At 38.7% G+C, this 11,329-nt stretch carries 12 protein-coding genes and 1 pseudogene; 8 read left to right on the forward strand and 5 right to left on the reverse strand.

All coding sequences use genetic code 11. The annotated features are described in order from the left end of the window. Positions 1 to 84 (reverse strand): annotated as a pseudogene (locus B0183_RS13220) (transposase-like zinc-binding domain-containing protein); the annotation flags it as partial. Between the two features lie 141 nt (positions 85 to 225). Here B0183_RS13220 and B0183_RS08770 point away from each other — a divergent pair. Continuing rightward, positions 226 to 348: a drug/metabolite exporter family transporter gene (locus tag B0183_RS08770; RefSeq protein WP_016527938.1), complete on the forward strand. Its 123-nt coding sequence runs from the start codon at positions 226 to 228 to the stop codon at positions 346 to 348. A 102-nt stretch (positions 349 to 450) separates the two neighbouring features. On the opposite strand, the gene B0183_RS08775 is transcribed toward B0183_RS08770, so the two are convergent. Beyond that, on the reverse strand, positions 451 to 1,641 hold the full coding sequence (locus B0183_RS08775) for an amino acid aminotransferase (protein ID WP_174221458.1): 1,191 nt from the start codon (positions 1,639 to 1,641) through the stop codon (positions 451 to 453). A gap of 250 nt (positions 1,642 to 1,891) precedes the next feature. Between B0183_RS08775 and B0183_RS08780 the strand changes: the two genes are divergently transcribed. The 4 genes from B0183_RS08780 (at position 1,892) to folC (ending at position 4,793) form a co-directional block, all read left to right on the forward strand. Beyond that, on the forward strand, positions 1,892 to 2,161 hold the full coding sequence (locus B0183_RS08780; RefSeq protein ID WP_021118170.1) for an AbrB/MazE/SpoVT family DNA-binding domain-containing protein: 270 nt from the start codon (positions 1,892 to 1,894) through the stop codon (positions 2,159 to 2,161). After that, positions 2,155 to 2,517, forward strand: a complete 363-nt coding sequence (locus tag B0183_RS08785) for a type II toxin-antitoxin system PemK/MazF family toxin (RefSeq protein ID WP_078208672.1) — start codon at positions 2,155 to 2,157, stop codon at positions 2,515 to 2,517. The genes B0183_RS08780 and B0183_RS08785 overlap by 7 nt, the downstream gene beginning before the upstream one ends. Positions 2,518 to 2,604: 87 nt before the next feature. After that, complete coding sequence (gene accD, locus B0183_RS08790; protein WP_010786958.1) at positions 2,605 to 3,495, forward strand: acetyl-CoA carboxylase, carboxyltransferase subunit beta; 891 nt, start codon at positions 2,605 to 2,607, stop codon at positions 3,493 to 3,495. Beyond that, positions 3,495 to 4,793 carry a bifunctional tetrahydrofolate synthase/dihydrofolate synthase gene (gene folC / locus B0183_RS08795; RefSeq protein WP_078208673.1) on the forward strand — a complete coding sequence of 433 codons (1,299 nt, stop codon included), beginning with the start codon at positions 3,495 to 3,497 and terminating at the stop codon, positions 4,791 to 4,793. The genes accD and folC overlap by 1 nt, the downstream gene beginning before the upstream one ends. A 43-nt stretch (positions 4,794 to 4,836) precedes the next feature. Here folC and B0183_RS08800 read toward each other — a convergent pair whose 3' ends face one another. Continuing rightward, a complete protein-coding gene (locus tag B0183_RS08800) occupies positions 4,837 to 5,154 on the reverse strand; it encodes a DUF496 family protein (RefSeq protein WP_021113541.1) in 318 nt (105 codons plus the stop codon). Between the two features lie 215 nt (positions 5,155 to 5,369). Between B0183_RS08800 and B0183_RS08805 the strand changes: the two genes are divergently transcribed. The 3 genes from B0183_RS08805 to B0183_RS08815 all read left to right on the forward strand — a co-directional run bounded on the left by B0183_RS08805 (position 5,370) and on the right by B0183_RS08815 (position 7,561). After that, positions 5,370 to 6,011, forward strand: a complete 642-nt coding sequence (locus B0183_RS08805) for a glutathione S-transferase N-terminal domain-containing protein (protein ID WP_005712577.1) — start codon at positions 5,370 to 5,372, stop codon at positions 6,009 to 6,011. Position 6,012: 1 nt separating this feature from the next. After that, positions 6,013 to 6,423, forward strand: coding sequence for a ClpXP protease specificity-enhancing factor (locus B0183_RS08810; RefSeq protein WP_078208676.1), 411 nt, complete (start codon positions 6,013 to 6,015; stop codon positions 6,421 to 6,423). A 178-nt stretch (positions 6,424 to 6,601) separates the two neighbouring features. Beyond that, positions 6,602 to 7,561 (forward strand): ABC transporter substrate-binding protein, encoded by a 960-nt coding sequence (locus tag B0183_RS08815; protein WP_005712580.1) that lies wholly within the window; start codon positions 6,602 to 6,604, stop codon positions 7,559 to 7,561. Positions 7,562 to 7,662: 101 nt separating this feature from the next. Here the strand turns inward: B0183_RS08815 and pta are convergent, their stop codons facing one another. Then, positions 7,663 to 9,798, reverse strand: a complete 2,136-nt coding sequence (pta, locus tag B0183_RS08820; protein WP_078208674.1) for a phosphate acetyltransferase — start codon at positions 9,796 to 9,798, stop codon at positions 7,663 to 7,665. A 108-nt stretch (positions 9,799 to 9,906) separates the two neighbouring features. Continuing rightward, positions 9,907 to 11,106 carry an acetate kinase gene (locus tag B0183_RS08825; RefSeq protein ID WP_078208675.1) on the reverse strand — a complete coding sequence of 400 codons (1,200 nt, stop codon included), beginning with the start codon at positions 11,104 to 11,106 and terminating at the stop codon, positions 9,907 to 9,909. Positions 11,107 to 11,329 lie beyond the last annotated feature (223 nt).

Here is an 11,329-nt window from a genome sequence, read left to right on the forward strand (position 1 = left end):
AGAAAAGGTTTTATGACAGGATGAACAAAAGTACCTCTGAATATTATTTTTCTTTCCATGCTTTTGGATATTGTTCTTAAGGCAAAAAGGACAGTTTTTTGTTCACATTTTAAAAAGTGGGCTTAAAGCCTTGTACTATAAGGCTTTAGCCCACTTTTTTACCAACACTTTTGTCTACTATGCCAGAAACAGGGTATCATCACCTATCAAGTACTTGAATTATTAATGCCGATCTCAACCGCATTTATTGCTTATCTGCTCCTAGGTGAAACCATTTCATCAATGCAACTTGTGTTTGCAGGGATTGTGATTGTTGGGGCGAGTATGGCATTGGGGTTATTACATTAAAGGAAAAGAGAGAGTAAATTATATTATTCTCTCCTGAAAAACTACGAGCATAGCAGACAAAAATAATTAAAGTATAAAGGCTTGTCTACTATGCATTTAAAATTAAAGTACTTTTACAATCGCTTCACACAATGCGTCGATATTATCTTCGGTAATACCTGCCACATTGATACGGCCTGAACGCACTGCATAAATCGCAAATTCATCGCGTAAACGATCCACTTGTTCAGGGGTTAAGCCACTAAACGAGAACATACCGTTTTGTGCAATGATAAAATCGAAGTTTTGAGTTGCACCTTTCTCTTTCAACAATGCCACAAATTTTGCACGCATCTCTTTGATACGGTTACGCATTTCAGCCAGTTCTTCAATCCAGTTAGCTTTTAATTGTGGATCAGCTAACACTGTCGCAACGGCACTTGCCCCGTGTGAAGATGGGTTAGAGTAAAGCACACGGATAATTGATTTCACTTGGCTGAACGCATTATTTGCCACTTCTGCACTATCTGCAACTAAGGTAAATGCCCCAACACGCTCGTTGTATAAACCAAAGTTTTTAGAGTAAGAGCTTGCCACTAACACTTCACGGTGATTTTTCACGAAGGTGCGTAAGCCAAAGGCATCTTCCTCTAAGCCGTTTGCAAAGCCTTGATAAGCAAAGTCAAATAATGGTAACCAGCCTTTTTCCGCAGACATATTGGCTAGGGTTTGCCACTGTTCTGGAGTTGGGTCAATCCCTGTTGGGTTGTGACAGCAACCGTGGAAAAGCACCACGTCGCCTTTACCTGCTTGGCTTAAATCTGCAATAAGATTATCCCAGTCTAATGCTTTGGTTTCTTTGTTGTAGTAACGATATTCTTTGATATTGATACCCACTGCGTTGAAAATTGCATTGTGGTTTGGCCAAGTTGGGGTTGAAATCCATACGTTTTGCGTATTGGTTTGGCGTTTAACAAATTCTGCCGCAATGCGTAACGCACCAGTACCACCAAGGCTTTGTGCTGTTTTAGCACGGCCAGAGGTAATCACTTCCGCACCTGCACCGAATAATAACTCTTGAGTTTGTGCATTGAAATCAGCAATACCGTCAATCGTTAAGTAATTTTTGGTATTCTCTTTAGCCAGTAAACGCGTTTCTGCCTCTTTTACCGCTTTAACGATAGGCGTTTGCCCCTTCGCATCTTTATAAACCCCAATCCCTAAGTTGATTTTCTCAGGGCGAGTTTCTGATTTAAATGCTTCGCCTAAACCTAAAATTGGATCGGCTGGTGCTGCTTGAATGTGGTTAAACATTGACATAGTTTTCCTCTTAATATGTGTTTGCAAATAGGTGGATTTATACGAGGATTTATACCTTTTGGCAAGGGGCAAGCGGTGATTTTTAGTAAATTATTTGCGAATAGAATAAAAATGTAAATATTCCAAGCTACGATATTCTTTTTACAGTTTGAACAAGCAGAAATAAATTAGCACACAATCATCACTTGAATGTGAGATAAATTGCTCTATAATGTCGCACAAAGTAACACTGAAAGAGGTAGTTATGCAAGCGACATTAAGACAACAAGGTGGAGCCGCTGTCTTGACTGTACCAATGGCAATATTGCAACAAATGGGGTGGCAAATTGGTCATAAAGTCAATTTGGAGACAAGGGGAGAAAGTGTCATACTCACCCCTATTAAGCGTCAAGCACGAGGTCGTAAGACAGTTGCAGAATTGTTAGCAGGTATTGATAGTCAAGAAGTTGCGGAGTTGAATACAACAGTGGCAGAATTTACCCAATCTCAACCCACTGGGAAAGAAGTATGGTAATGCGTGTTCCGAAAAAAGGAGAGATTTGGTATGTTGATCCAGATCCAACGAAAGGTCACGAGCTTCGCTTTCCCCATTATTTCATTGTGGTATCAGACGAATTATTGAATCAAGCATTAGGCACAGCAATTTGTTGCCCAATATCTACGGGTGGCAATGCGGCTCGTTCGCAGAATATAACTGTTGTGCTTGATGGTAGTAGTACAGAATCAGGTAAGGTAACAGGTGTTATTTTATGTCACCAAGTAAGAGCCTTAGATTTAAAAGAACGCCAAGCTAAGTATGCGACTAAAGCAGAGGATTATTTAATTGACGAAGTCATTATGAAATTAGTTGACTTAATTGATCCACAATAAAACATCTAGGGCTATTTTACATATGTATTTTTATATAATTTTATGTTTTAATACGCCCAATTTTCTCAACACAATTAAGGTGTAACAATGAGCTGGATTGAAAAAATTTTAGGAAAAACGTCCTCATCATCAAGTGGTAAATCAAAAATTCCAGAGGGCGTTTGGACAAAATGTACAAGTTGTGAGCAGGTTCTTTATAGCGAGGAACTTAAACGCAATATGCAGGTTTGCCCAAAATGTGATCATCATATGCGTATTGATGCTCGTACACGTTTATTGTCTCTTTTAGACCAAGATACTGCGGAAGAATTAGAGGCAGAACTTGAACCACAAGATGTGTTGAAGTTTAAAGATCTCAAAAAATATAAAGACCGTTTAACTGCGGCTCAAAAACAAACAGGCGAAAAAGACTCGTTCATCGTAATGTATGGCAAGCTATATGATATGCCTATGGTTGTTGCTTCTTTTAACTTTGAGTTTATGGGCGGCTCAATGGGATCTGTTGTTGGAGCAAAATTCGTTCGTGCAGCAGAAAAAGCATTAAGCGAAAATATTCCGTTTATCTGTTTCTCTGCTTCAGGCGGTGCGCGTATGCAGGAAGCGTTATTCTCATTAATGCAAATGGCGAAAACCAGTGCGGTATTGGCAAAAATGAAAGAAAAAGGCGTGCCGTTTATCTCTGTTTTAACAGACCCAACCTTAGGTGGTGTGTCGGCAAGTTTGGCAATGTTAGGCGATATTAATATCGCAGAGCCTAAAGCCTTGATCGGTTTTGCTGGTCCACGAGTGATTGAACAAACTGTGCGTGAGAAATTGCCAGAAGGCTTCCAACGAAGTGAGTTCTTAATGGAAAAAGGGGCGATTGATATGATCGTACACCGCAAAGAAATGCGTGATACCCTTGCTCGTTTACTTGCGAAAATTACTCATCAGCCGACGCCATTTAAAACGGGCGAACTTGTTGCAGAAGAAGTGTAATGAACGCATTAATTTCACCAAAAGCCACGGATTCATTGGAAACGTGGCTTTCCTATTTAGAAAAAAGCCATTTCAAACCGATTGATATGGGCTTGGAACGTATCCGAAAAGTCGCGGAAGAATTGGATTTACTCAAGCCAGCCCCTTATGTGATTACCGTTGCAGGTACAAACGGCAAAGGTTCAACCTGCAAATTGCTAGAAATGGCGTTATTAAAAGCAGGTTTAAAGGTCGGGGTCTATTCATCACCACACTTAATCCACTATAACGAACGTGTGCGTATTCAAGGACAAGCGGTCGGAAATGCTGATTTAATTACAACTTTTGACTATATTGAACAGCACAAATCAGCCTCTTTAACCTATTTTGAGTTCGGTACTTTAGCAGCGTTAGATCTGTTCCGTAAGGCAAAGATTGATGTAGCGATTTTGGAAGTAGGATTAGGTGGGCGTTTAGATGCCACAAACATTGTCGATCCTGATTTTGCGGTAATCACTTCGATTGATATTGACCACGTTGAGTTTTTAGGCGATAACCGTGAAGCGATAGGTCGTGAAAAAGCAGGGATTTTCCGTCCAAATATTCCTGTGGTTATTGGCGAGCCTGATTGCCCCCAAAGTATCTTAGACTATGCAAAAGAGTTGCAATGTCACGTTTTTAGACGAGATATAGATTGGACATTTTCAGCAGAATCTGACCGCTTGCAATGGCAATCGAAAACCAAATCTTTAACTGTTCCACTGCCTAAAATTCCACAGCCAAACTGTGCCACAGCTTTAGCGGTTTTAACTCAGTTACCTTTTGGACTCAGTGATGAAATCCTTGCTCAAGCGGTCGAAGAGGCGAAGATGACAGGACGTTTTCAATTATTAGGCGAACAAGATTTTGCAAAATGTTCACAAAACAGACCGCTTGCACAAGTGTTTATTGACGTTGGACATAATCCCCACGCTGCACGTTATTTAGCGGATCGTCTTGCAGAATGGATTCAACCAAACCGCAAAATATATGCAGTATTCAGTGCCTTAGTGGATAAAGATTTATCGGGTATTGTTGAGCCTTTGGAAGATCTGATTGACGAATGGTATTGTGCGGGGTTACAGGGTTATCGGGGGCAACGTGGCACAGAGGTAAAAAGTAAATTACTTACTGCTTTACCAAATGCCAAAGCCGTTGCCTATGAAAATGTTATTGAAGCAAGCCAAGTTCTTTTTGAAACAGCGAACGAACAAGACATTATTCTTGTGTTTGGTTCATTTCATACTGTTGCAGATTTTGTGGTGTGGATTGAACAGTAGGATATGAAAAACGGTAGGTTTGGCGACTTACCGTTCTGTTCATTTACTTTTTACTAGAATGTTCAGCCATTTTACGTCTAATTTCTCTACGTTCTTTAGAAAGTTCAGCATTACGGATAGTATAATCATCAACTCGGTTTTCATAGTCATCTCTCATGTTACCTATGATTACACGTATGTCTTGGATAGACATATTGTCAGTAATGTACTGATTTAGATTATCAAGTAATAAAATACGCTTTTGATTATCACGGATTTTGCGATCATTATCTGCTGTTTCACGTAATAATTTATTTTTTAAACGATAAAGATGCACATAATCTAGCATATCTTGAAATGATTGTTTTTTGCTATTTTCCATCTATAGTTCCTCTATTTTGATAAAAGATTCCTGTTATGCTAGACGTTTTATACTCTATCGTCAAAAGGTTTATATAAAAATTTTCAAGAAGTTGCTCTAAATCAACCCTAAGTAAAGGATATAGGATAAGAAAAATAGCACTGTTATTTAACAGATAATCTATGCTAAAATCGGAAGATCGAATATTGAGAAAATTTAAATATTGGGAGAAATAAATGATGAGTGCAAATAAACGTTCTGTTCCGACGCTTTTTTCTACTAAAACAGATATTTATAGTCATCAAGTACGTATCGTTTTAGCTGAAAAAGGCGTTGCTTATGAAATTGAAAATATTTTACCAGGCACAATTTCGGAAGATTTAATTGAAGTCAATCCTAGAGGTACTGTGCCAGTGTTGGTTGATCGTGATCTCATATTATCAAATGCACGAATCATTATGGAATATCTTGATGAACGATTTCCTCACCCGCCATTAATGCCTGTTTATCCTATACTGAGAGCTCAATGTCGTTTAAATATACATCGTATTCAAAATGATTGGTTCTCTTTAATTGATTTTATTGAACGTGATCCAACTACAGCTGAAGCTCAAAGAGCATTAAATCAGCTACGCGAAGAAGTATTAGCATTAGGTCCAGTATTTTCAGATTCTGATTATTTTTTGAGTGAAGATTTTAGTCTAGTTGATTGCTATGTAGCCCCTTTATTGTGGAGAATGAATACTCTAGGTGTAGAATTTAATGGGGCAGGCTCAAAAGCGGTTAAAGCATATATGAATAGAGTTTTTAAACGAGATAGCTTTGTGCAATCTATTGGAGGTAGTACACCCAAAAATTTAATGGATGATAAAGACTGATATGAAACCTTTAAGACCTTATTTATACCAAGCCTATTATAATTGGATTTTAGATAATGAAAATACCCCATATTTATTAATAAATTCGGAGTACGTAGATACAGATGTTCCCCAAGAATTTGTGCGTGATGGTAAAATTATCTTAAATATTTCTCCCCGCTCTATAGGACAATATGTTGTTACTGATGAAGCAATTAGTTTCAATGCAAGATTTCAGGGAATTACTCGTGGAGTTTATATTCCATTCGGTGCTGTCGAGGCTATTTATGCACAGGAAAATGGTGACGGTGTAATGTTTCAAGAAGAAGAAGCTTTCTATCAAGAAGACACATATTTAGATAGAGTAAATAGAGCGCAGTCACTCAAAAAAGTTACTAAGAAAAAATCATCTCATTTAAAGTTGGTTAAATGAGTTATCTGAGGGGGAAATAGTGCATTCCCCCTTCTGTCTAGTTTAAAAAACAAACGTTTATTATATTATTTCCTTATTTCGATTAGAATTTTCTTGCAATAGTATATTAATTTTTATATCCTTCTTTGTACTATTTTAATAGTACATTAATACATCAAGTTAAATTAAGGAAATTCATATGAAATTGAGAAAAACAATTCTTTTTTCTGCACTTGCTGCTTTCGCATTTAATGCATCTGCGCAGGATAAAATCCATAATGTTGCAATTACTGCAATTGTAGAGCATCCTGCATTAGATACTATTCGACAGGGTGTTATTGAAGAACTCGCTAGAGAAGGCTTTGTTGATGGAAAAAATATTAGTATTAATTTCCAATCTGCTCAAGGTAGTACATCAACTGCAGCTCAAATTGCACGTAAATTTGTAGGTGATAAAACAGATATTATTATTCCTATTACGACACCAAGTGCTCAACCTGTTGTTGCAGCAACACGTTCAATTCCTATTGTATTTTCAGGTGTAACAGATCCTGTAGCTGCCAAGTTGATTAAATCTTGGGAACCAAGTAAAACAAATGTAACGGGCATTTCAGATCATAAACCAATTGAACCACAATTGGCACTAATCCAAAAACTAGTACCAAATATTAAAGCTCTCGGATATGTTTACAGTGCAGGAGAGGTAAATTCAGCTGTTGTGTTAGAAGAATTAAGGAATGCAATAAGAGGTTCTAATATTGAGATTATGCCTGTAGCTGTGCAGCGTAGTGCAGATATTGGCACAGCTGCTCGTAGTTTAAGTGGAAAGGTGCAAGCTATTTATATTACAGAAGATAATGCTGTAGTATCTGCCTATGAAGCATTACACAAAGCAGCACTTGAAGCAAAAATTCCTGTTATTGCTGCGGATAAAGACACTGTAAAAAGAGGAGCTCTAGCTGCTTACGCAGTGAATCAATATGATATTGGTGCAGAAACAGGTAAAGTTGCAGCAAAAATCCTCAGAGGCGAAAAAGCAGGTAATATCGCAACCCAGTCTGTAAGTAAAATGGAATTATCCATTAATCAAAAAACAGCAAGACAACTGGGACTTTCAATACCAGAATCATTGCTTCAAGAGGCAAAAGAATTATTCTAACATATCCTAAAGAATAATATATTGGGCTGTATAACTGACGTATTTAAACGGACTGAGTCCAGTAGCAACTGGATTCAGTCTTTGAACTAGCAGTTTATTTTTTACTGAGTCGCCTGAATTGCCGTTAATGCAATGGTATAAACAATATCATCAACCAAAGCACCACGAGATAAGTCGTTTACAGGTTTACGCATACCTTGTAGCATTGGACCGATAGACACGAGATCCGCAGAGCGTTGAACCGCTTTATAAGTTGTGTTACCTGTGTTCAAGTCTGGGAAGACGAATACGGTCGCTTTACCTGCAACAGGGGAGTTAGGCGCTTTAGAGCGAGCCACATCTTCCATAATTGCCGCATCGTATTGTAATGGACCGTCAATAATAAGGTCTGGGCGTTTTTCTTTCGCAATACGAGTTGCTTCAGCTACTTTTTCTACGTCTGCACCAGCACCAGAAGTTCCTGTTGAGTAAGAAATCATTGCAACACGAGGATCGATACCGAATGATTTTGCCGATTCAGCCGATTGGATAGCGATTTCGGCTAATTGTTCAGGTGTTGGATCTGGGTTTACCGCACAGTCACCGTAAACAAGTACTTGATCTGGTAATAACATAAAGAACACAGATGAAATAATAGAGTTACCTGGTGCTGTTTTGATAATTTGCATTGGTGGACGGATTGTATTTGCAGTCGTGTGAACTGCACCTGAAACTAAACCATCTACTTCGTTTGCTTCTAACATCATTGTACCGAGTACAACAGTATCTAACAGCTGTTCACGAGCAACAACCTCAGTCATACCTTTGTTTTTACGCAATTCGACTAAACGAGCTACATAGTTTTCACGCACTTCAGCTGGGTCAATAATGGTAATGCCTTTGCCTAAAGTAACCCCTTGAGCTTCAGCAACACGTTGAACATCAGCAGGTGGCGCTAAAAGTACACATTCTGCAATGCCACGTTCCGCACAGAGTGCAGCCGCTTTAACGGTACGAGGCTCATCACCTTCTGGTAACACAATGCGTTTTTTCGCTTCACGCGCAAGTTCGGTTAATTGATAACGGAATGCAGCAGGGGAGAGGCGACGAGCGCGAACTGCACCTTTAGAAATACCTTCAATAAAGTCTGCATCAAATTGTTCTGAGACATATTGTTTAATCGCATCAATACGCTCTTTATCATCAACTGGTACTTCAAGGCTGAGGCTTTGTAGGCTTAATGCAGTTTGCCAAGTGTTGCCTTCAATACGGAAAATTGGTAAGCCAGTTTCAAAGGCTTGTTGGCAAAGTTTGGCAATTTGAGTATCAATTTTGTAGCCACCCGTTAAGAGTAACGCACCGATTTCCACGCCATTCATTGCTGCTAAAGATGCTGCAACGATAACATCAGGACGATCTGCAGAAGCAACTAATAAACTGCCCGCTTTAAAGTGATCAACCATATGTGGTAGGCTTCTTGCACAGAATGTTACACTACGAATACGGCGTTTATGTACTTCACCTTCATTAATAATTGCCGCACCTAGGTGTTTTACAAGATCGATTGCACGGGTTGCAATTAAATCTGATTTCCACGAAATACAAGCTAGTAATTTGATTGGACCAGCTTTGAACAGGTTTTCCATTTCAAGAATGTTATTGCTGCTGTGTTGGAACGAGTCGAAGATTTCGGTTAAATCTGGGCGTGTACGACCTGACTCATCAACAGAGGCATTAAATTTGTTAATAACCACACCGAGTAGGTTAGGGTTGTGGCGACCACCAAATAAAGAAGCTGCCGCATCAATACGCTCTTTAAGCTGAGCTGGTTTGTCTGCCGCTGGCGCTGCAACTAACACGATTTCAGCGTCTAATGCTTGTGCAATTTCATAGTTAATGCTGTTTGCATAAGAATTTTTCCGTGTTGGGATTAAGCCTTCAATCACAATAATATCGCTTGTTTTAGCGAGTTTTTGATGACGCTCAACCACTTTTTCAAGTAATACATCAGTTTGTTTTTTTGCAATTAATGTTTCCGCTTCACCTAGCATAAATGGTGTACCTGTTTCGGTACTTTGTGAAAGGCGGATAATAGTGGTTGAACGGTCAAGGGTATCTTCACCACTAATAGGTTGTGCGATAGGTTTTAAGAAACCAACTTTTGCCCCTTTTTGTTCAAGAGAATGGACTAAACCAAGACTTACACTGGTTAAACCAACGCCGGTACTGATTGGAATTAAAATAATTGTTCTGGACATTGTTTTTTTCCTTGTTACAAGCGGGTAGAGTAGTCAAATTTTTTGCAAAATCTCACCGCTTTTGTGATGTAAAAAGTAAAAAACCTGCCATCTGGCAGGTTTTAGATATTATAACGCTAAGCGCGCTGTATCTTGTGCAATAACAAGTTCTTCGTTTGTTGGGATAACGAATGCACGGAATGCAGAATCAGCAGCAGTAATTTCGCCTGATTTACCAAAACGTGCTGCCGTATTTTTCTCGCTATCAACTTTAATACCGAACAGTTTTAAGTAATTTAAGGTTAATTCACGCACTAGGCCTGCGTTTTCACCGATACCACCAGTAAATACGATTGCATCTAAGTGATCGTCACCTAAAACAGCCATATAAGCACCGATGTATTTCGCTAAACGGTAGCAGAAACCGTCCATTGCACGTTTTGCATCTGCGTGAGTTGCGTAGTTATCTTCTGCATAACGGCAGTCGCTTGTCACTTCCGTTAAACCTAATAAGCCAGATTTTTTCACTAATGTTTCTTCAATTTCTTTTACAGACATACCTAACGTATTGTGCATAAAGAAAATGATTGCAGGGTCTAAGTCACCTGAACGAGTACCCATTACTAAACCTTCTAATGGAGTGAAACCCATTGAAGTATCAATACATTTACCATTACGGATTGCAGCAACTGAAGCACCGTTACCTAAGTGACAAGTAATCACGTTCACTTTTGACGGTTCAACACCCACAACTTTAGCGACTTCACGGCTCACATAATAGTGGCTTGTACCGTGGAAACCATAACGACGCACGCCGTGCTCTTTATATAAAGAGTATGGAAGTGCATAGAGATAAGCGTGTTCAGGCATTGTTTGGTGGAATGCTGTATCAAATACCGCAACGTTTTTCTCTTTTAATTCAGGGAATGCTTTGAATGCTTCTTCAATACCGATTAAGTGAGCAGGGTTGTGAAGTGGTGCAAATGCTGCAGCTTCTTTGATACCTGCAACCACCTCATCTGTAATAACGATAGATGAAGTATATTTTTCACCACCGTGAACGATACGGTGACCGATAGCACCAATGCTGTCTTTTAATTCTGCACTTAAAATGTTTTTCACGATGTAGTTAAGTGCTTCACTGTGAGCTGCACCAGCACCTAAATCTGCAGCACCTTTCTCACCGTTTAATTTCCATTTAATACGAGCATCAACTAAATTAAAGTTTTCAGCTAGACCTGATAATTTTTCATCGCCAGAAGCAGGATCAAGGATAGCGAATTTTAAAGATGAGCTACCACAGTTAAGAATAAGAATATTTTTTGACATTGTCGAAACACCTATGTGATAAGAAAAAAATTACACCTATGTGATAAGAAAAAAATTAACACGTTTTGGATAAACGTGACTGCGTGCCTATGATACGCCTTTTACACTTGAAAATAAATTGATCTCAGTAAAAAAGGGAAGAGAAAAAGAAAGAAAAGCCTTAAATTTATCCGCTTAAATTTGTTATTTAACATAATATAAGTTATGCGAAACAATAGAATAT

This window comes from Glaesserella parasuis (assembly GCF_002015085.1).
Lineage (GTDB): Bacteria > Pseudomonadota > Gammaproteobacteria > Enterobacterales > Pasteurellaceae > Glaesserella > Glaesserella parasuis.

Excerpts from the sequence above, each read along its gene's own strand:
- B0183_RS08770 (WP_016527938.1), top strand. The coding sequence starts at position 226 with ATGCCGATCTCAACCGCATTTATTGCTTATCTGCTCCTAGGTGAAACC.
- B0183_RS08775 (WP_174221458.1), bottom strand. The coding sequence starts at position 1,641 with ATGTTTAACCACATTCAAGCAGCACCAGCCGATCCAATTTTAGGTTTA.
- B0183_RS08780 (WP_021118170.1), top strand. The coding sequence starts at position 1,892 with ATGCAAGCGACATTAAGACAACAAGGTGGAGCCGCTGTCTTGACTGTA.
- B0183_RS08785 (WP_078208672.1), top strand. The coding sequence starts at position 2,155 with ATGGTAATGCGTGTTCCGAAAAAAGGAGAGATTTGGTATGTTGATCCA.
- accD (WP_010786958.1), top strand. The coding sequence starts at position 2,605 with ATGAGCTGGATTGAAAAAATTTTAGGAAAAACGTCCTCATCATCAAGT.
- folC (WP_078208673.1), top strand. The coding sequence starts at position 3,495 with ATGAACGCATTAATTTCACCAAAAGCCACGGATTCATTGGAAACGTGG.
- B0183_RS08800 (WP_021113541.1), bottom strand. The coding sequence starts at position 5,154 with ATGGAAAATAGCAAAAAACAATCATTTCAAGATATGCTAGATTATGTG.
- B0183_RS08805 (WP_005712577.1), top strand. The coding sequence starts at position 5,370 with ATGATGAGTGCAAATAAACGTTCTGTTCCGACGCTTTTTTCTACTAAA.
- B0183_RS08810 (WP_078208676.1), top strand. The coding sequence starts at position 6,013 with ATGAAACCTTTAAGACCTTATTTATACCAAGCCTATTATAATTGGATT.
- B0183_RS08815 (WP_005712580.1), top strand. The coding sequence starts at position 6,602 with ATGAAATTGAGAAAAACAATTCTTTTTTCTGCACTTGCTGCTTTCGCA.
- pta (WP_078208674.1), bottom strand. The coding sequence starts at position 9,798 with ATGTCCAGAACAATTATTTTAATTCCAATCAGTACCGGCGTTGGTTTA.
- B0183_RS08825 (WP_078208675.1), bottom strand. The coding sequence starts at position 11,106 with ATGTCAAAAAATATTCTTATTCTTAACTGTGGTAGCTCATCTTTAAAA.